The 20,802-nt window shown below is 51.5% G+C and carries 17 protein-coding genes; 6 read left to right on the top strand and 11 right to left on the bottom strand.

The features are described 5' to 3' along the window. Nucleotides 1–24 precede the first annotated feature (24 nt). From HZA49_06495 to rimO, 4 genes are read right to left on the bottom strand one after another with little or no spacing between them, the layout of a single operon-like run. Nucleotides 25–1,785, bottom strand: a complete 1,761-nt coding sequence (locus HZA49_06495) for a SpoIIE family protein phosphatase (protein ID MBI5779089.1) — start codon at nucleotides 1,783–1,785, stop codon at nucleotides 25–27. Nucleotides 1,786–1,793: 8 nt separating this feature from the next. Continuing rightward, nucleotides 1,794–2,216, bottom strand: a complete 423-nt coding sequence (locus HZA49_06490) for a phosphatidylglycerophosphatase A (GenBank protein ID MBI5779088.1) — start codon at nucleotides 2,214–2,216, stop codon at nucleotides 1,794–1,796. Between the two features lie 28 nt (nucleotides 2,217–2,244). Next, entirely contained in the window at nucleotides 2,245–2,847 is a 603-nt protein-coding gene (gene pgsA, locus HZA49_06485) for a CDP-diacylglycerol--glycerol-3-phosphate 3-phosphatidyltransferase (GenBank protein MBI5779087.1), read from the bottom strand. Next, a complete protein-coding gene (gene rimO, locus HZA49_06480; protein MBI5779086.1) occupies nucleotides 2,831–4,216 on the bottom strand; it encodes a 30S ribosomal protein S12 methylthiotransferase RimO in 1,386 nt (461 codons plus the stop codon). Before rimO ends, pgsA begins: the two co-directional genes overlap by 17 nt. A gap of 128 nt (nucleotides 4,217–4,344) precedes the next feature. Here rimO and HZA49_06475 point away from each other — a divergent pair, with 128 nt between their 5' ends. The 6 genes from HZA49_06475 (at nucleotide 4,345) to HZA49_06450 (ending at nucleotide 9,785) form a co-directional block, all read left to right on the top strand. Further along, nucleotides 4,345–5,184 carry an acetyl-CoA carboxylase carboxyltransferase subunit beta gene (locus HZA49_06475; GenBank protein MBI5779085.1) on the top strand — a complete coding sequence of 280 codons (840 nt, stop codon included), beginning with the start codon at nucleotides 4,345–4,347 and terminating at the stop codon, nucleotides 5,182–5,184. Between the two features lie 85 nt (nucleotides 5,185–5,269). Beyond that, nucleotides 5,270–5,839 (top strand): 2-oxoacid:acceptor oxidoreductase family protein, encoded by a 570-nt coding sequence (locus tag HZA49_06470; GenBank protein MBI5779084.1) that lies wholly within the window; start codon nucleotides 5,270–5,272, stop codon nucleotides 5,837–5,839. Between the two features lie 83 nt (nucleotides 5,840–5,922). Beyond that, complete coding sequence (locus HZA49_06465; protein MBI5779083.1) at nucleotides 5,923–6,216, top strand: 4Fe-4S binding protein; 294 nt, start codon at nucleotides 5,923–5,925, stop codon at nucleotides 6,214–6,216. Nucleotides 6,217–6,444: 228 nt separating this feature from the next. Then, nucleotides 6,445–7,608, top strand: coding sequence for a pyruvate ferredoxin oxidoreductase (porA, locus tag HZA49_06460; GenBank protein MBI5779082.1), 1,164 nt, complete (start codon nucleotides 6,445–6,447; stop codon nucleotides 7,606–7,608). A 121-nt stretch (nucleotides 7,609–7,729) separates the two neighbouring features. Beyond that, the gene (locus HZA49_06455; protein ID MBI5779081.1) at nucleotides 7,730–8,731 is read left to right on the top strand and encodes a pyruvate ferredoxin oxidoreductase; all 1,002 of its coding nucleotides are present in this window, start codon (nucleotides 7,730–7,732) and stop codon (nucleotides 8,729–8,731) included. A 79-nt stretch (nucleotides 8,732–8,810) separates the two neighbouring features. After that, nucleotides 8,811–9,785 (top strand): ROK family protein, encoded by a 975-nt coding sequence (locus tag HZA49_06450; GenBank protein MBI5779080.1) that lies wholly within the window; start codon nucleotides 8,811–8,813, stop codon nucleotides 9,783–9,785. Nucleotides 9,786–10,420: 635 nt separating this feature from the next. On the opposite strand, the gene HZA49_06445 is transcribed toward HZA49_06450, so the two are convergent. The 7 genes from HZA49_06445 to HZA49_06415 form a co-directional block, all read right to left on the bottom strand. Then, nucleotides 10,421–12,283 carry a hypothetical protein gene (locus HZA49_06445; protein MBI5779079.1) on the bottom strand — a complete coding sequence of 621 codons (1,863 nt, stop codon included), beginning with the start codon at nucleotides 12,281–12,283 and terminating at the stop codon, nucleotides 10,421–10,423. A 220-nt stretch (nucleotides 12,284–12,503) separates the two neighbouring features. Further along, nucleotides 12,504–13,343, bottom strand: coding sequence for a Bro-N domain-containing protein (locus HZA49_06440; protein MBI5779078.1), 840 nt, complete (start codon nucleotides 13,341–13,343; stop codon nucleotides 12,504–12,506). A 115-nt stretch (nucleotides 13,344–13,458) separates the two neighbouring features. Further along, on the bottom strand, nucleotides 13,459–16,023 hold the full coding sequence (gene topA / locus HZA49_06435) for a type I DNA topoisomerase (GenBank protein ID MBI5779077.1): 2,565 nt from the start codon (nucleotides 16,021–16,023) through the stop codon (nucleotides 13,459–13,461). 304 nt (nucleotides 16,024–16,327) lie between these two features. Beyond that, the gene (lipA, locus tag HZA49_06430) at nucleotides 16,328–17,179 is read right to left on the bottom strand and encodes a lipoyl synthase (protein ID MBI5779076.1); all 852 of its coding nucleotides are present in this window, start codon (nucleotides 17,177–17,179) and stop codon (nucleotides 16,328–16,330) included. Between the two features lie 4 nt (nucleotides 17,180–17,183). Continuing rightward, the gene (lipB, locus tag HZA49_06425) at nucleotides 17,184–17,879 is read right to left on the bottom strand and encodes a lipoyl(octanoyl) transferase LipB (GenBank protein MBI5779075.1); all 696 of its coding nucleotides are present in this window, start codon (nucleotides 17,877–17,879) and stop codon (nucleotides 17,184–17,186) included. A gap of 18 nt (nucleotides 17,880–17,897) precedes the next feature. Beyond that, nucleotides 17,898–18,470, bottom strand: coding sequence for an elongation factor P (gene efp / locus HZA49_06420; protein ID MBI5779074.1), 573 nt, complete (start codon nucleotides 18,468–18,470; stop codon nucleotides 17,898–17,900). Nucleotides 18,471–18,641: 171 nt separating this feature from the next. Further along, nucleotides 18,642–20,738: a hypothetical protein gene (locus HZA49_06415; protein ID MBI5779073.1), complete on the bottom strand. Its 2,097-nt coding sequence runs from the start codon at nucleotides 20,736–20,738 to the stop codon at nucleotides 18,642–18,644. Between the last annotated feature and the right edge of the window lie 64 nt (nucleotides 20,739–20,802).

Below are 20,802 nucleotides of genomic sequence, written 5' to 3'. Positions count from 1 at the left end.
CAAAACAGCTTCTCCGGCGTCCGATTATGCGTCCGGCGGTTTCAGCCCTTCCGTCACCGGAACATTTCCGGCCGGGATAGCCGTCCGCTTGACGCAAACTAGTGTAATATCATCATGCTGGGGCGCGCTGCCCTTAAAATCACTCAGGAATTTCATCACGCTGTCAATAACACGCTGTGATTCCAGATGATGCAGTTCGCCGACTAACTTATAAAATTTATCCCCGCCCAATTCGTTATCGTCCGTATCCATTGACTCGGTAACGCCGTCCGTAAAACCCACCACCAAATCACCCGGATTAATCATGATAGTTTCCTCCTTGATGGTCCGGTCAAAGACCGGCCCGCGGTCAAAGCCCAGGGCAATACCGTTGGGGTTGAACAATTCATAGCGCTGCTGATCATTGCGCCAGACCACCAGCGGATTATGTCCGGCGCTGGAAACCTTAATCATTCCGGTCTTGATATTCAGGATACAATACATGGCGGTGACAAACATCCCGCGCCTGAGGTCCCGGGCTAAGATGCGGTTGACCTTCTTCAGGGTATCGGCTGTGGAAAGATTCCGTTCCGATTCCATCCGGACCAGACTCCGGGCCATGGTCATAATCATCGAAGCCGGCACGCCCTTACCGGAAACGTCGGCCACAATAATGCCCAGATTATCGTTATCAAGCTGCATAATATCATAATAATCGCCGCTGACCTCAAAACAGGGGAAATAGCGGGCCGCGATATCGTACCCGGGAATGGTCGGAATCTCCTTGGGTAAAAGGTTATACTGGATTTCCCGGGCGATGTTAAGTTCATGTTCCAATGCCTTGCTCTCGAGTTCCCGCTGGTGAGCCACCTTTAAACTATTGGTCATCTTATCAAATGACGACGCCAGAACACCCACTTCATCAGTGCTCTCCACCCGGCTTTTATGGGTCAGGTCACCGGCGCTGACGATGGCCATATCCTCCATCAGGACCTGGACCGGCCTGGTTACCCAGCGGGCCATAAAGAACCCGATAATCCCGCCAATGATAATTGCCAGTATTGCCGGGAATATAGACGCCGCCAGTATCTTACTCAACTGCTCATCTATCTTTCTGGCATCAAGAAACAGGATGACATAACCCTGGCCTTTCAGTTCGGAATCAACAATCTTCTTTATGAACAACCTGGTCCGAACCCAGCGTCCGGTTATTTTATCCTGGTATTCGCCTTCCATTAGCGTGATAGTCTCTGATGTCACCAATGGCAATTTCTTAGGATTCCTCAAAGTAGTCTCGCTTTGGTCTATCCCGGCCAGTGGGCGCTTATCCAAATCGGTAATCACCAGATTTAAAATATTCGGCACATTAAGACCCATCGCATCACCTTTTTTGGATGCCAGGAGTTCTATGGTGTCTTTATCAGCTGATTTCCAATAGGAAGGCTTAAAGGTGGCAGCCCATTGAACGAATCTAACACCTTGTTCGGTAATATTCTCATCTATCACTTTGCTGGAAAAATTATTATAGATAACCACCAGTAAAATCACGGCCAAACTAACGGTCAGGGCGGTCAGCAAGGCATATTTGATACCCAATGATATCCCCTTATGCGTGGCGGGTGTAGCCTTGTCATTCTGGGCCGGGGCAAGATTAGCCGGAACCGGCATTATCTTGGAAGATTTGCCTGAAGGTCCGCCCGGTCGACTGTCCGGCCGGCCCGGACGAACAACCTTGGAAGCACTACCAGGCTTATTGATGCCGGAAGCGCCACTAACCGAAGACGATGTTGGTTTACCTTTTTGCATACGTAATATTAAATCAAATACCTGATTATCTGGCAACAGATATTAGCATAAAAACCGGCCCATAAATCATCAGCCACGATGCCCACCCCGGCCGGCAAATCCTGCAATCTCCTGACCGGGAAAGGTTTCCAGACATCAAATATCCGGAACAGGATAAACGCGCATATTATATAAAAATATGTGGCCGGTAAAAATATTACCGCGCAGAAAAATCCTGCTAATTCATCCAGCACAAAGGGACGCGGGTCTCTGGCCTTAAAATACTCTTCAGCCAGACCGCCCAAAGCCAAGCTCAAAACCGTAAACAGAACAATGAAACCGTAGGCCCAGAGATTAACCTGTTTCGGCGCCCAATTTAATACCGCCAGATACAAAACCACGGCCTCCAGGGTGCCGACTGTACCCTGCATCAGGGGCAATTTGTACCCCACTCCCCCGCTCCCGATAATAACTAACAGCTTATTCATCCACTACTTCCCTGAGCATCTTTCTTATCTTATAAAAATAAGTCAGGGCGGAAAAAACCGTGGAGAACAGAGTCAGCCAGACCAGGGACTTCAACAGCACCGCGCTCCACCATTGTCCCTCGGTATATCTCATATAGACCAGGTAGAACAGCGTCCAGATAACGGTGATGCACTGGGTAAAGGTCTTCTGCTTGCCCCAGACAGTGCTGCCGAAAGATATACCCTTGGACTCGGCAATGGTCCTCAGGCCGTGCACCAGGAATTCCCTGAAGACAATCACCAGCACCATCCAGCTGCTGATAAACGGCTTCAGCGACGGCCAGCTCACGAAGAATATAAACGAGCCGCAAATCAGGACCTTATCCACGAACGGGTCGGCTATCCGGCCGAACTTGGTCACAATATTGTAACGCCGGGCCAGGTAGCCGTCCAAAACATCGGTCAGGGCCGCAACGCTAAAAACCACCATCCCGGCGTAGAATATGGCCTTGTCAAACTTCTCGGGTATCGTATCCAGGCCGGCCAGATAGAGCAGGATAAAATAAATTATAGCCAGCACCAACCGCGATACCGTAATCTTATTTGGTATGTTCATCTGCTAATTCTCCTTTAAGATCATAACCTTTACTGCCGGTGACTTTAATATTTACAATATCCCCGGCTGAAAGTTTAGTTTTTGGCTTGATAATAATATTACCATCCACGTCAGGCGCGTCTCCATAAATCCGCCCTAAATAAAACCCGTTCTTACCGGACTTATCAATAATAGCATCCATTAATTTACCCTTGAGCGCCTGATTCTGCCTGAAGGCAATGCCCTGCTGTAATAACATCACCTTGTCCAGCCGCTGCTTTTTAATCTTAGCCGGAACCTGATGCGCCATCTTATAGGCCAAGGTATCCTTTTCCCGAGAATATTCAAATGCCCCCAGCCGTTCAAATTCCGTATCCTTGATAAAGTTCATCAGTTCCCGGAAATCCTGGGCGGTCTCGCCCGGAAACCCGACAATCACCGAGGTCCTGATGAATACGCCCGGTATCTCCTGCCTGATTTTGTCTATCAGGCGCCTGACCCGGGCTGAGGTTGTGTGCCGACCCATTGAGGCCAGCATCCGGTCGCTGATATGCTGAATCGGCAGATCCACATATTTGACCACCTTGTCAATATCGCGTATGGCATATATCAATTCATCCGTAAAATGGGCCGGATGGGTATATAACAGCCGAATCCATTTTAGGCCTTTGATGCCGGACAGTTTCTCAAGCAACTTTGGCAGGGAACTGCCGATGTCCTTGCCGTAAGAAGAAATGTCCTGGGCAATCAGATTAATCTCCATGGCCCCGCCTGCTACCAATGATGATGCCTCGGCTATCACCTTATCCAGTGGCTTACTGCGATACGCGCCGTGCAACGCCGGAATCACGCAATAACTGCATCGGTTGTCGCACCCCTCGGCTATCCGCAGATAGGCATAATGCGCCGGCGTGATTCTCAGACGTTGACCATCGGTCCGGCATCCGGTATTGGGCTTAGCCCGGTACACGGTATTTTTACTATGCCCATTATTCACCAAACCATCGCATAGGTCAATAACCTTATCCCGTTCGGATATCCCGATAATGCCGTCAATCTGTCCTTTAAAATCATTATTCAAACGGTCGGCATACCGCTGGGCCAGGCATCCGCTGACCACTATCTTATAACCGCTCCGGCCCGGATGCGCTTTGCGGAATTTATCCCTGATATCTATGGCCTGTCCAATGATATCCCGCGACTCCTGCTCGGCCTCGTTGATAAAACAACAGGTATTGACCATAAACAGGTCGCTTTGGGCCTGATTTAACTGGTTGTCCGGACATATCCGATAACCGGCGCCGGTCAAATGGCCTAACATCACCTCAGAATCCACCAGATTCTTGGGACATCCCAAACTGACAAATCTAACATTTGGCTTTTTTGGCATATTAGCCCTTTATATATCAGCCCGTCCTGCCAGGGTCAAGTAATTATTTATCAGGATTTCTCTTGACCCGGTCATTGGTGTTTGATACACTACATAAATTAATTTACCAATAAAGGAGAACACTAACTATGTCTGAAGGATGGGGAAACCTTAAGAAGTTCGTGCTCCAGCGCCAGAAGGAGATGCCGGACGGCCAGTGGACCAAGTGCGATGGTTGCAAGAACCTGGTCCGCAAGAACGAGGTCAAGGAACTGCTCAATGTCTGCCCGGAATGCCATTACCATTTCTCCATCACCGCCCGGGAACGCGTCGCCCTAACCATGGATAAGGGAAGCTTTGAGGAATACTGGACTGATATGGTTTCCAAAGACCCGCTCGGTTTTAAGGCCCTGTCCACCTATAAGGATAAGGTTGCCGAAGACCAGAAGGCCACGGGCATGAATGACGCGGTTATAGTCGGCAAGGGTAAAATCAACGGCATAGACGTGATGTTCGGCGTGACCGATTCCCGTTTTATTATGGGTTCGATGGGCTCGGTGGTAGGCGAGAAATTCGCCCGGGCCGCGGAAAAGTCCATGGAACTCAAGATTCCGTTTATATTCGTATCCGGCTCCGGCGGCGGCGCCCGGATGTATGAGGGTTGCATCTCCCTGATGCAGATGGCCAAGACCTCGGCTGCCCTGGCCCGTTTGCACGATGCCGGCGTGGCTTATATCTCAATATTAACCAATCCGACCATGGCCGGCGTGATGGCCAGTTTCGCCGGATTGGGCGATATCATCCTGGCCGAACCCAGGGCGCTTATCGGATTCACCGGTCCGAGAGTCATTGCCCAAACCATCGGCAAGGAACTGCCCGAGGGTTTCCAAACCTCGGAATTTATGCTCCAGCACGGTTTGGTGGACCGGGTCATCGACCGCAAGAATATGAAGGCAGAACTGGCCAAGATGTTAGAATATTTGGTGTAGGAGATTATTGAAAGACCCTCTTTCTGTCATTGCGAGGGACTATACTCGCAATGACATTTAGACGAAATAGAATGGAGCGCTAAACATGTCTAAAATAACAGAAATCAGATGGCACGCCCGGGGCGGGCAAGGAGCGATGTTAGCCGCCCGGACCCTGGCCAGAATCGCCATTACCGAAGGCAAATACGCCCAGGGCATGCCGGAGTTCGGGCCGGAACGGATGGGCGCTCCGATGCGCGCCTATAACCGGGTCAGCCAGGATAATTTCTCGCTCTACTGCTCCGTGGTCAACCCGGATGTGGTGGTGGTGCTGGATGATTCGCTGCTGGATACGGTCAACGTGGCCGAAGGCCTTAATAAAGGCGGAATTATCATCGTCAATACCACCAAGACACCGGCCGAACTTCGCGCTAAACTTAAGATGGACGGCAATAAAATCTATACCGTGGACGCCACCGGCATCTCCATCGCAGAACTGGGCCGGACCATGCCCAATACGCCGATAATGGGCGCTATCGTCAAGACCACCAACGTGGTTTCGCTGGACGGTCTGCTGGCTGATATCAAACATTCATTCGGCGAGAAATTCGCCGCCAAGGTGGTCGAGGGCAACCTGAACTCTATTAAAAAGGGTTTCGCAGAAGTAAAGGAATAATGAGGTGTCCCGGCAAAAACTGCCGGGATAAGACCCAGTAAGTCACTCTGTTCCTAACTGGCTCTAAAAAGGAGATTAATAATATGGCAAAGAAGACAATGAATCGCCACGAGATGCCTATCGGCTCAATTATCAAAGACCCGGGCTGTAGTATGCAGTATGAAACCGGCGGCTGGCGCAACCTCAAGCCGGTGCACGATAACAAGAAATGCACCAACTGCCTGCTCTGCTGGATTTACTGCCCGGATGGCTGCATCAAGGTCAAGGACGGCAAGATTGCCGAGTTTGACCTGAAATACTGCAAGGGTTGCGGCATCTGCGCCGAGGAATGCCCGGATAAAGTCAAGGCCATCCAGATGGTGGAGGATAAGAAGTAACTATTCACTCTCTGTCATTCCTGCGTAGGCAGGAATCCAGAAGTATAGATTCCCGCTGGAGTTTATCCCGTGGATTCCCGCTTTCGCGGGAATGACAAACACGGGGCGGGAATGACGCGGTAAAAAAAGTAAGTATCTTATAGAAGGGACGTTAAGATGACAGACAACAAAAACGCCAGAACTCCGCAGAGACCGGGAGCACCTACCGGAGCGAACCGAATAGCTGCAATGACCGGAAACAACGCGGTATCCGAGGCCATGCGCCAGATTAATCCGGACGTGGTGGCCGCCTATCCGATTACGCCCCAGACCGAGGCCGTGGAGGAATTCGCCGAGTTCGTGGCCAACGGACTGGTCAAGACCCAATACGTGCCGGTGGAAAGCGAGCATAGTTCCATGAGCGCCTGTATCGGCTCTTCAGCCGCCGGCGCCCGGACCATGACCGCCACCTCATCAGCCGGATTCGCCCTGATGTGGGAGATGCTGCCCATCGCCGCCGGACTGCGCACACCGGTGATAATGTATGTAGCCAACCGCTCCTTAAGCGCGCCGCTAAATATCCACTGCGGGCACGATGATACCATGGGCGGACGCGATTCCGGCTGGATCCAAATATACTCCGAAAACGCCCAGGAGATGTATGACAACCTCATCCAGGCCGTCCGCATCGGCGAAGATATGGACATCCGCCTGCCGGTCATGGTCTCGATGGACGGATTCATCACCACCCATTCCGTGGAACGGGTTGACCTGCTCGATGACGAGGCGGTCAGGAAATTCGTGGGCGAGTTCAAAGCCATAAATTCACTGCTGGATGTGGATAACCCGGTGACTATCGGCGCCTGCGCCCTGCAGGATTATTATACCGAACACAAACGCCAGCATTCCGAGGCGATTATAAACAGCAAGGCCAAGATACTTGAGGTGGCCGAGGAATTCGCCAAGATGTCCGGCCGGAAATACGGGCTGTTCGAATCCTACAAATTGGATGACGCCGAATACGCGCTGGTCATCATCAATTCCGCGGCCGGCGTGGCCAAGATGGTGGTCAATGAACTCCGGGCCAAGGGCGTCAAGGTCGGGCTGCTCAAGCCCCGCATCTTCAGGCCGTTCCCGGCAGAGGAAATCAAGAACGCGCTGAAACATCTCAAGGCCATCGCGGTTATGGACCGGGTCGATGCCTTCGGCGCCGGCGGCACCCCGACCTTTACCGAGGTCAGGTCTGCCATGTACGGACTGCCCAAACAGCCCCTGATGATTAATTACATCTATGGAATCGGCGGACGCGATATCCGGCTGGAAGACATCAACAAGGTATTCCAGAAATTGTTTGATGTGGCCAAGGCCGGCAAGGTTGATAAGGTGTTTGACTATTTAACGGTAAGAGAATAATTTCCCTTTTATGTCATTCCTGCGAAAGCAGGAATCCAGACCCCATGTGATTACTGGATTCCCGTTTACACGGGAATGACGGAAGGGGCGTTTCGCAAAAATTAAGTAAGAAAGGAATTTTATGGCACTAAGTTTAAAAGAATTATCCAAGAAGGAAGAAACATTCGTCTCCGGACACCGGCTTTGCGCCGGTTGCGGCGCCGGAACCACCTTCCGCCAGATATTGATGGCCGCCGAAGACCCGGTGGTTATGTCCGTGGCTACCGGCTGTCTCTATGTGGCCACCGCCACCTATCCGTATACGGCCTGGAAATGCAACTGGATTCACAGCGCCTTCGAGAATTCGGCCGCGACCATCTCCGGCATCGAGGCCGCTTACCAGTCGCTCAAACGCCAGGGCAAGGTTACCAAGACCATTAAATTCATCGCCGTGGGCGGCGACGGCGGGACCTTTGATATCGGCTTGCAGGCGCTTTCCGGCGCATTGGAACGCGGCCACAAGTTCCTCTATGTCTGCTACAACAACGAGGCCTATATGAATACCGGCATCCAGCGCTCCGGCGCCACCCCAATGGGCGCTTCCACCACCACTACCCCGGCCGGCTCGGCCAGTTACGGCAAACCGGTCTTCCGCAAGGACCTGACCGGCATCGTGGCAGCCCATAATATCCCCTACCTGGCCCAGACCACGCCGGCCCATTGGCGCGACCTGATGACCAAGGTCAAAAAGGCACTGGCCGCTGACGGCCCGAGCTTCCTGAATATCCTCTCGCCCTGCCACCGGGGCTGGCGAAACGAGATGAAGGACTCCATCAACCTGGCCCGGATTGCGGCTGATACCTGCTACTGGCCGCTTTATGAAGTGGAAAACGGGGAATACAAACTCAATTATATCCCCAAGGAAAAGAAACCCATCACCGAATGGCTCAAGCCCCAGGGCCGGTTCAAGCACATCTTCGCCAAGGGCGGGAACTCCGCAGAGACCGGGAGCACCCACCGGAGCGGACCGAACCAGGAGCTTATCAACAAACTCCAGGCCAATGTGGATAAGGAATGGGAAAAACTGCTCAAGAAGTGTAATCAGGGCGACAAAAAACCTGACCTTGAGACGGTTGGCACTTAAGGTTATAGGACTATTTGCTCTAATCCCCCTTCCCCCTTTGCAAAAGGGGGATTAAGGGGGATTTTACTATATACATCTTATGACCAAATTTGCTATTGGTATCGATTTAGGCGGCAGCCACATCACCGCGGCGCTGGTGGACCAAAACGGCCATATCAAGGCCAGGAAAAAGGTCTCTTTCTCGAAAGCACCCAATGGCAAACAAGGCATCCGGCTCATTGCCCAATTAGTCAATCAAGTTATTCGTCATTCGTCATTCGTCATTCGTCATTCCGTTCGCGGTGTCGGCCTCGCCTGTCCCGGCTCTATTGACGCTGAAAGAGGCATTATCCTGGCTGACTCCCCCAATCTGATTGGCTGGAAAGGCACGAAGGTAAAACAGGAGCTTGAGAAGGCGCTCAAAATACCCGTCTTCATAGACAACGATGCCAATTTGGCCGGCTGGGGTGAGAAATGCTGGGGCGCTGGGAAGAAAGCAACGAATCTCATCTGCCTGACCTTAGGCACCGGCGTAGGCGGCGGGATTATCATTGACAACCAGATATATCGCGGCTCGCATTTCTATGCCGCTGAAATCGGGCATATGAACGTAGACCCCAATGGCCCGGACTGCAGTTGCGGGAAACCCGGGCATCTGGAAGCGCTGGTCAGCGCACCGGCCATTGTAGAACGCTATGCGTTATGCGTTGGGCGTTATGCGTTGGGCGTCCGGACGCAAGACGTAGGACGCAAGACGCACGACATTACTGCTAAAACAATATTTGACAAAGCCAGAAAAGGCGACAAACTCGCCCGCGAAGTTGTTCAAGACACCGCCCATTATCTCGGTCTGGCCTGCGCATCGCTGATTAACATCTTTGACCCGGAGATGGTGGTAATCGGCGGCGGAGTGGCTCAGGCCGGTGAGATTCTGTTCAAACCCCTGCGTCAGGTAGTCAAGGCAAGTATAATGAAACACCCCTATCGCAAGCCCCTGATTGTCCCGGCCAAATTAGGCGAGGATGCCGGCCTCTTAGGCGCAGCCGCATTGGCCCTATCTTCTGGCGGGACATAGAACAAAAGGCCAATATCGACCCCCAAAAGTCGTCTAATGTCTCGTTAAATAAGTAATCCGGGCTGAAATCTGCTACCAAAATCACTCGGGTTTTGGCGTAACCATTTATCCATAAAGTTATTATCTCAAAAACCGGTTCAGACGGTGGGGGGTGGGGTATCCCCCCTCCCCCCTCCCCCCATCCCCGCACCCGTGATACCCCATCCTCGCATAGGGGATAGCCCATCCCCGCTTAGGGGGTAGCCCCTCCCGGCTTAGGGGATAGTCCGTCCCCGCTTAGGGGATAGCCCGTCCCGGCTTAGGGAATAGTCCCACCTCGCTTAGGGGATAGCCCTACCTCGCATAGGGGATAGCCCCACCTCGCTTAGGGGATAGCCCATCCCCGCTTAGGGGGTAGCCCCACCCCGCTTAGGGGGTAGCCCCTCCCAGCTTAGGGGATAGTCCACCCTCGCTTAGGGGGTAGTCCCTCCCCGCTTAGAGGATAGCCCGTCCCCGCTTAGGGGATAGCCCCTCCCCGCTTAGGGGATAGCCCATCCCCGCTTAGGGGATAGACCGCCCCCGCTTAGGGGATACTCTATGGTCGCTGTAAGGATGGAGGATAATTTGTTGTGTCCCTGGACTAGAAAGTCGTATCACTAAGCCGTCCGTGTCATTGTCTGATTAATGGCTTTATTAATCAATTCGCCAACTTCTCCTGTCAGAAGATGAGTCCGTTGGAGTAAATTAATCTTATCTTTATATTCGGAAATAAGTTCCGGGTGCAATTTGCTCATCTGCCGGAGCGTTTGGGCCAGAACCATTCTAACCAATTGGCTTGCCGGCTGACTTAGACAGAGTTGCAAAACACCATCAATGATTTCATGTTCCCCGAACAAACCTCCTCCTTCGAGGAAATCGAGATTTTTACATATTACTGCAAGTTGTTGCTCAAGCCGCAGAAGATAGTCAGATAAATCCGGTCCGGATAGATTCTGGTACCATTGCGGATGTGCCGTAATATGCACCCCGGCGTATTTAGCAAGCAACTGTTGAAGCGTTTGAGCTAAAAGCTCAATAGCTGGTCCGGGATTCAGCGGATCGGCTTCAATCTGTTCTTCTGCAACACGCACACAATCACTCACCCTCAATAAGCGTAGTATCATTTTCCATTTTAACTGGGTAGCATCAAAATTGACAGCAACGATAAAATGCGGAACTTTCACACTCTTACATGCAACTTCACAGAGATCCTTGTCGCCGTAGGGATTACCAAAAACAGCAAACCCTAGTTTTTGCGCCCAAGGAGTTAAAGCTATACCAACCGCATCGGTTTGAAGGTGGATTTTTTCAGCCAGAAAAAGAGCAACAATCCGGCTGATACGGCCCGGAGCATCGCTGAGTTGAGGCACAGGCTTTTTGGATAACTCCGAAAACAAGGCCATGCTTCCCAAAACGGCAATCTGCGGTGTGTTACCAGATTTAGCCGGCATGAGAACTGCAAATGGGGATTCCTTACTTGCCCATAACGGACCTTCTGTTGAAATGAAAACAATAGATTGTCCGGGGTTTTGTTGCGCCTTGCGCGCTACTTCGTCTTTGGCAAGTTCAGTGTCCCAGTACTTTAACGCATGCTGCCAATCAGGACGTTTCTGGGCATAAAGCTGATTTAGAATACGCCGGGCAATATCTGTGCGACCAAGTTCACGATTGGCCATTATAAGATTATTTCCAACATTAAAGCCGTGAATAGCCGGGTCAAAATGAGGCTCGACCAGACGAAACATCTCTGCCAGATATCCGTTCTTACCTAAGTCTCCACTTATTTGTGTAAGGACATAATCGGGAACCGGACGCTCAGCCCTGGCAAATACTTCCGCGTAAAATGCCTCCGCAGCTGGCAAATCTTTGCGTGCAAGCGCCTCACGCGCCAACCAAAGCTGGACCCTCCAGCTTTTGGGCCAAGCGGCGATATGATGATAGGCATCGAGTACCGACGCTTCGCCTCCCCGCTCACTCTGAATTGCAATATACCAAGCAAGCCCATTTTCCTGATTAGGGTCAACCTCCAAGGCATGCCAAAGAATTGATTCGGCTTTTGCTTTATCCCCCCGTTTATCGTATACCTTTGCCAAGTTAGTCAGAACAACCCCATTATCGCCATGTGCTGACAGGAAATCATTTAATACTCGTTCCGCCTCATCCAAGCGGTTATTCTTCATATAGACAATACCGAGTACTGCGGCTCCCCTGGATGGAATAGGGTCAGTGCGCCATAAATGCTCGGCATAAGGAACAATATCTTGCACAAATCCATCTTTCAGTGCCAAGAAAAGCCAATCATAAAGCTGATTAGGATTGTTGCGTTTCTCCTCTAGATTCTTCAGGAGTACCTTGTCCTTCCATTGCTGTTTGGAGATAAATATTTCCCGACCATATCCATCATAGGCCTTTACCATGTTAGGATCATTGGCAGGATCAACCTGCGCTTTCTTCTTAAATATTTTACGCAGAAAATTCATACGAATTCTAATTCCGGGGATACACTAATTCTTTATTGATAGAGGTTGATTTTATGCCTTAAACTTAGAAAATCCCGCCCGGAATGTCCAGCAATTAACTGGTTGTGGGAATTGATTCGTTAGTTAGTAGCTTCGTCGCTGCTTTCGGTCTCTTCCACTGACGGGCTTTGTTTCCGGGCCGGCTCCGGGGCCGCTTCTGCCTCTTCACCGGGTTTTGCCATTACTTATCTTTTAGCCGTTTATTCTGCTGATTTGCCAGATAGTTTTGCGGACTGACCACCCGGCCGCCGGTTTCCTGCTCCAGTTTCTTGCGGGCTATTCCGGACACATTGCCGCCCCGCCGGGCCACTTTCTTGTTTTCCACAAATCCGTCCGGATGTTCCACCTTGGTAATCTGGGTGGTTGACGCCTCGCCTAACATAGAGAAAATCAGTTCCAGGTCGGTCATATGGTCGCGCAGGTTTTGACGCTTCAGGTTTTTGAGTTTCTTATACTGGCTCGGGGTAAGCCCGAATGTCGCTTGGGAGATTTCCGCGGTCAGAATCTCGTATTCCTTGTCCCTTTCAACTCCGTGCTTTTTCCATTCGTCGGTCAGTTCCTCGCGGATGGCAATGCCGCGCATCCGTTTTTCTATCCAGTCATCGCTGTAGCCCTTGGCTTTATACAATGCCCGGGTGCGTTTGGTGCCGAGTTCCGGGTCTTCTATCTCCCGGACCCGCTCGTAGCCCACCTTAGCCAGCCAGCGTTTGAACGGCTCGGCTTTGGGCGAGGGAATGGACTGGATAATACGGAACATGCCTTCGGTATTAGCGCAATTCACCTTTTGCGGACCGCCGGCTGTTTGAATCAAAAGGGGGGTGGCAATTTGCCCCCACCCTTTGGCTATCTCCGGGTCCCGGCGCCGCATATCCTTAATATATCCGGCTGGTTGTAATGAATCTGTAAGGACCCGAACTACATCTTCTATAGAAAACCACCATTCGTTTTTGTGGATGGTTTTGCGTATTTTCCGGCCGCGAAAAACGGCTATTTTTGTAACCGGCACAAGTTCATTATTCATAATTTACTCCTTCCGAAACCAGTGGAATTCCCGGAAGACCCATTTATTCCATCCTACCATTTTGGCCTTTGCCGGGCAAGAATTGTCAATCGGAATGTCTTTAGGGGTAAGGTCGTTAGTTAGCGGCTGTCTCTTCTGCTGAAGTGCCGTTGGCTTCGGTCTCTTCAACCGACGGGCTTTGTTTCCGGGCCGGCTCCGGGGCCGCTTCTGCCTCTTCACCGGGTTTCTTGAACGGCTTGGCGTTTTTGCAGTCCGGATATCCGGAGCAGGCGATGAACCGGGTTCTGCGCCGGCGGTTGAACCGGATGACCATGGGCTTGCCGCATTTTTCGCAGACCTGGTCGGTCTTTTCCGGCTCAGCCTTTGGCTTGAGCGATGCGGTATGCCGGCATTCCGGGAATGCCGAACAGGATAGGAATTTGCCGAACCGGGACCAGCGTTCGACAATCGGACTATTGCACAGTGGGCATTTCCCGCCGCTCTCCTTGCCCTTTTCGCTGGTCATCTCGGCCTGGGCCTTTTCCAAGTCCTTGGCAAACGGCGCGTAGAATTCCTTTAATGTCGGGACCAATTCCTTCTGGCCTTCCTCAATCAAATCCAGTTCCTCTTCTATCCGGGCCGTGAACTGGGTATTGATGATATCCTCAAAGAACGGCACGAGTTTGTCGTTGACCAGCAGGCCTAAATCAGTCGGCGTCAACTGCCGGGCCCGCTTGATGACATAGCCCCGGTCCTGGATGGTGGCAATAATCGGCGCGTAGGTGGACGGGCGGCCGATGCCGTATTTTTCCAGGACCTTGACCAGCGATGCCTCGTTGTAATAAGGCGGCGGTTCGGTAAACGACTGGGCCGGGATGATTTGCGCTACGTCCAGCTTGCCGGATTCTTTTAAGCCGGGCAATAACTGCTCCTCGGGATTATAGAGGGTCATAAATCCCGGAGCCACCAGCCGGCGTTCATTGGCGCTCCAAAGGCATCTGGCTACGTTCATCTTCTCAAGTATCAGAGCACCGTCCACGGTTTCATCCATGATGCCGATTATCCGGGCGGTTAATGCCTTGTCTTCCACATTCTGCCCCAGGGCTTCAATGATTTTCCGGGCCGTCTCATCGTCCTGCTTGTTCCGGCTTAATATGGTTATGATTTTTTCCAGCACTGCCCCGTTCTGGCCGGACCCAACTGAGGCGAGTATCTTTTCGGCGATGAGCTTGTGCCGCTTGTCATTGGAGAAGACCTCCAGTTCCAGTGCTGGCGCCAACTGCGATTCAATCTCCACTGATTTGCTCTTCCAGGCCGCCGGTTTCATCTGGGTGGCCGTGAACCGTTTCCAGATAAGGGTGTAGAGTTTATACTGGTCTCTGGTCAGGTATTGGGCGATATCATCCGGCATCTTGGCCGGATAGGTCGGCCGGATGGCCTCGTGCGCCTGCTGGGACTGTTTGCTGGGCTTGTAATGCCGGGCTTCCGGATTAAGCAACCCCTCTCCGAAGTGCTTAGCGATAAAACTCCGGCATTCCTTGATAGCCACCTCGCTGACCCGGACCGAGTCGGTGCGCATATAGGTAATCAGGCCGGCCGGGCCTTCCGGCAGTTCCACGCCTTCATATAATTGCTGGGCAATCATCATGGTCTTGCGCGGGCTGAAATTGAGCTTGATGGACGCGGTCTGCTGGAGCGTGCTGGTGATAAACGGCGGCGCCGGATACTGGTTGCTTTCGCGTTCGGTTATACCCAGCACCTTGAAATCGCTTTTCCCGAGGCGCTCGACCAGTTTCTTGGATTCGGTTTCCGAGCCAATCCAGATATTGGCGCTGCCGTCCATCGGACTGCCGACATTGGAGTCGTTAAGTTTGTAAAGTGTCGCGTTAAATATGTCCTTGCCCTGATGGGCGCGACAGCCATGCGGCATCGCGTGGGACAGGTCAGCCGTTATTTTCCAGTGCTCCTGGGGCTTGAATGACCGGATGGCCCTTTCCCGTTCCACCACCAGCCGAAGCGCCACGGACTGGACCCGGCCGGCTGACAGGCCCCGGGTTATCTTGTCCCAGAGGAGCGGTGATAATTTATAGCCCATAATCCGGTCCAGGAAACGCCGGGTCTGCTGGGCATTGACCAGGGTTATGGAAATCTTACGGGGATGGCTGAACGCCTCCTTAACGGCCGGCGCGGTAATCTCGTCAAAACTCACCCGCCAGAACTTATCTGGCGGCATGCCCAGAATCTCGGACAGGTGCCAGGCAATGGCCTCGCCTTCCCGGTCCGGATCAGTGGCCAGATACACGCCATTGGACGCGGCCGCCATCTTTTTCAGCGCGTTGACATTCTTTATCTGCTTGCGCATGATGATATAGCCGGGCTTGAAATTGTCCTCGATATCTATGCCGAGCTTGCTCTTGGGCAGGTCACGGATATGGCCGTAAGACGAGGTGATGACATAATCGCTGCCCAGAATCTTGCTGATGGTTTTGATTTTGGCCGGCGATTCGACAATCACCAGTGACTTACCTTTCGTTGCCGGCAACACCACCTTGGCTTTTTTGACCTTAGCTACCGGTTCTGATTTTGCTTCAGGGGCGCCAGAGGCATCAACTGGCGACTTGAACTTAATCTTGGTGGCCGGTTTGGCCTTAGCGCCTGCACCAGAAGCCTTAGCTATCTTTTTCTTCGTCTTCTTCTTCATGTTCACTACTACCCCACTCTTCAGGAGGCAAACTCTGCATCCACTCGTCTTCTTGCCTCATGGCCTCTTTCCGGGACCTGGTTTTCCAAAGCATAACAAAAAACACTCCAATGGCAAGAAATCCGATAAGATAAAAGAAAAAACCCATTATATGACTCTCGGTTGTTTAGCGGCTAAACTTTAGAGATTGTTAGTTATGCCGTCCCTTTGGGGCGGGAGAACGTTACAATGTCTTATCCCGAGCGAAGTCGAGGGGTTAATCCTAATTCTTCCCCGAAATTATCGGAACACCGCAGTGACCGCGCTAGCGAACTCCGTACAACTCCGCAGCCATGTATGACGAGCGAACAAAAGGACCCGAGGCCACGGCCTTAAAACCCATCTCTGATGCCTTGGCGCGGTATGCCTCGAATTCCTCGGGCGGGACGAATCTGGCCACCTCCACGGTTCCGGCGCTTAATGACGGGCGCAGGTATTGACCGATGGTAACCATATCGCAATCCACGACCCTCAGGTCTTTGAGCACCGACAGCACCTCGTCTTCTCTTTCTCCTAATCCCAACATCAGGCCTGACTTGGTCCGCATGGCCGGGTTTAACTCCTTAACATAGGCCAGCAGTTTTAATGAGCGCTGATAATCCGCTTCGGGTCTAATCTCGGAGTAAAGCCGGGGCACGGTTTCGATATTGTGATTAAATATATCGGGTTGGGCTGAGACAACCTGGCGGATGCTTGTTTGATTACCCTGGAAATCCGGAGTCAGGACCTCAATAGCCACTCCAGGAGACGTCTTACGCACTTCCATAATCGTATCATAGAATACGCCTGCCCCGCCGTCCGGCAAATCATCGCGGGTAACCGAAGTAATCACGACATGTTTTAGTTTCATCTTGCAACAGGCATCCGCCACTTCCTTCGCTTCATTGGAAGCCAACGGCAGAGGCGCTTGTTTCTTGACCGAGCAGAACCGGCAGTGCCTGGTGCAGGCATCGCCCAGAATCATAAAGGTAGCCGTGCCTTTGGCAAAGCATTCGAAGATATTGGGGCATTTGGCGCTCTGGCAGACCGTATGAAGACCATGACTCTTGATGATATTATTAATTGCCATGGATTTGCCCAGCGATGGTTTATTCTGTTTTAACCAGGACGGCAACATAATTTTATGACGGTATTTCTTTGGGTATATACGATAGATGGGTCTTGACCTCGGTTATCCCGACATTAAATAATTCCCGGAACGCCTCAAGATATTTGGCAGTCACCTCACTGATTGACACCGGTTTATTAAGCAGTTTGGCCAACGAGGTAATCTGGGGGTTTTTCATACCGCAGGGATTAATCAGTTCAAAGGCATCGAGAGTGTTATTGACATTAAACGAAAACCCATGATAAGTGACGCCTTTGGAAACCCGCATGCCGATGAATCCGATTTTGGAATCACCGACCCAGACGCCGGCCGAGCTGTTATCATTGGTCTGGGCATCTATGCCGAAACCAGCCAGGGTTTTAATCAGGGTCTGCTCGAGCAGGCGGACATATTCCCGGAGCGTTTTCTTGTGGTATGCTAATTGTATTATCGGATAGCCGACCAGCTGTCCCGGGCCGTGATATGTCACATCGCCGCCCCGGTCAATCTGTTTTACCGAGATGCCTTTTCTCTTAAGCGCCTCAGGAGAGGCCAGGATATTATTGCCGTTGGCATTCTTGCCCTTGGTGATAACCGGCTGGTGTTCCAGAAGCATCAGGAATGAATTCTTGCCTTTTGACTCCCGAACCCTTTCCACCAGTTCGAACTGGAAAGAAAGCGCCTCATCATAGGCAGTAGGGCCCAATTTGAAGACAGTTAATGGTTTCATACAGAAAGTGCAGAGACCTTATTCCACTTTAACGCGTTCCACGTAGCGCCCGTCGCGCGTATCAATGCGGATGGTTTCCCCCTGCTCGATAAATGCCGGTACCTGAGCCACCAGTCCTGTTTCCAGGGTGGCGGGTTTGGAAACATTGGTAATCGTGGCGGTCTTCAAAGGCGGCGTAGTCTCGGTGATTTTCAGGTCAACCGTTACCGGCAACTGGACATCAATCAGCCCGCCGTCGCAATAAACCAGCATCACGGACTGGTTCTCTTTCATATACTTGGCTTTTTCCTTAATGACATCCAGGGCAATGGAAATCTCTTCGTAGTTCTCAGTGCTCATAAATACGAAGAAATTCCCTTTTTGGTAAAGATAATCTGCCGGCTTTACTTCCACGGATAACTGTTCTACTTTGTCCACCGAACGGAAACGGTATTCAAGGGTGGAGCCGGTCTTGACACTGCGCATCTTGACCTGCATCATGGCCCGCCAGTTGCCGGGCGTGACGTGGTCATAGTCCGCCACCTCGTAAAGGTCATTATTGAACTTAATGATCATCCCCTTCTTTATCTCGGTCGCATTAATAGTAGACATAGGTTAAATCTTCTCATTCATCCCGTTAGAGATTACAAGCTCATTTTATGTAAAAGGTAATTAGTCAACCCCGCACATAAGCAGTACATACAGTACTAATTTAGTTATTATTTGTAGTGTGGTTTTCTAACACTATTTATGTGCGGGGTCAAGGAATTTATGGATTATATCTTATTTTCCCTGCGGTTGGGCCGGCTGATATATGGCCAGGGCTTCGGGCAGGAATGAGGCCACGATGGGCGCCGAGACCTCAGAACCCTTGCCGCCGTATTCCACCACGACCACAAAGGCGAATTGCGGTTTGTCAAAAGGCGCGAATCCGGCAAACCAGGCGTGCGATTTCTTGCCCCAGACCTCGGCCGTGCCGGTCTTGCCGGCGGCTGGGAAATTCCGCACCCCGCTACCGTGGGCGGTCCCGCCCTCGGAATGCACCACTTTATACATCCCGTTACGGATATGCGTCAGCGTGCTTTCGGAGATATTTATCTTTTGAGGCGGCTCATTCTTTTGAACCACAGCCGGCTTGCTGTCTCCGGGCTTGAATGAAACAGAAAGTTTTGAATCGTTTTCATGTAATGATTCTAACGGCTCTTTCGGTATATCGGTCTTGATAATCCGCGGCTTGACCAGCGTGCCGCCGTTGGCAATGGCCGCCACCATCCGGACTATCTGGAGCGGCGTAACCATCAAGTCACCCTGGCCGATGGACATATTGAGGGTATCAGCCAGCGCCCAATTAGGTCTACCTGTTTTCAGGTCTTTATCAGCCGGCGACTTAGGCACCCGGCCTTTTTTCTCGCCCGAGACATCTATGCCGGCGCGCTCACCGAACCCCATATTCCGCGCCCATCTGGTAATCGCCTCACCGCCGGCTAAATTACCCGCATTAAAGAAGAAAATATTGCAGGAATGCTTGAAACCCTCTTCTAAAGAAAGAGAACCATGCTCCCGGTTATGCTCGGCAATCCAACATTTGAATTTCTTGTATTTAGGCGAAAAATGGCCGTTGCAGTAAAAGGGCGTATAAGGCGTAATCTTGCCTTCTTCCAAGGCGGCCAGGGCGGTGATAATCTTAAAGACCGACCCGGGCGGGTATTCGCCGGAAATGGCCCGGTTATACAATGGTTTCAGGGGCGACTTGGAGATAAACTCGGTTACCTGACTATCCACCGGCGGCTGAAGCAGGTTGAGATTAAACGACGGCGCGCTGGCCATGGCCAGGATCTCACCGGTATGTATATCCATTACGATTCCGGCGCCGGCTGACTTATTTTTAAGCGCCGCTTCCAGTTTCTTCTGCAGATTCAGGTCAATGGTCAGCATAATATCCGTCGGCGGAACGGACTCGGTCCGGCTCAACTCGTCCTTCTGCCTGGTGGCAAAATCGAATTCACTCATCCGAACACCGTATCGCCCGGTCAGCAAGCGGTTATGCATCCGTTCGATACCGCTCCGGCCGATGAACACATTCTTAAATTCGCCCATATCAATCAACGCCTGGTAGGTATTCTCGTCTATCTCCTGGTTGAGCATATCGTCAAAATAGCCGTTCTCCACAAACTGGTCATATTCCTCTTTCCAGATCGGACCGGTATATCCGATAACATGACAGGCCAGATCGTTATAGATATAATTACGCGAGATGGTTTCCGAAACGCTGAAGCCCCTGAAAATCTCCGGGTGCGACTCTATCTGCATGGCTTGATTGAGCGTCAGGCCCGAGAAAATCCGGTATTTATTGCGGTATTGTTGCTTGATATAACGTTTTTGTTCCCGCTCCGGTCTGGTCTGGGCCTGAGCAATGATTTTCTCCTGAATGGCTTTTATCTTTGAAATAAACAAGTCTGATTTAATATTTAGCAGCCCGGTCAGCTTCCTGATCACTTCCCACTGAACCAAATCGTCATCCGTATTGTAATCAGCCGCCTTAGAAACATCAGATTTAGACGGCAAATCATTCTTGCCGGCGGTTTTGTCGCTATTAGCGGGACTGACTGCGGTCTTGCCGGCCGGCGTCTTCGGTTTTAGGTATATTGCCGGTGTGATAAAAAGATCAAAGGCAAGTTTGTTGCTAACCAGGGTATTACCGTTACGGTCAAGAATCTTGCCGCGCGGGTCGGCGATGAGTTCAATCCGAGTCGCATATTTACGCGCCTGGGTTCGATAATAAGAATTATTGATAACCTGCAAGGCGAATAACCTAATGACAATGATAAAAAAGGTTATCGCGATAAATCCGACAATGACCGTAATCCTTTTTTGGAACATAATGGATACGAATTGCGGATTGCGGATTAGTCAATTCACAATTCGCATTCCACAATTCACTATT

This window comes from Planctomycetota bacterium (assembly GCA_016235865.1).
Taxonomy (GTDB): domain Bacteria; phylum Planctomycetota; class MHYJ01; order JACQXL01; family JACQXL01; genus JACRIK01.
This window is presented reverse-complemented; position numbering and strand designations above follow the sequence as displayed.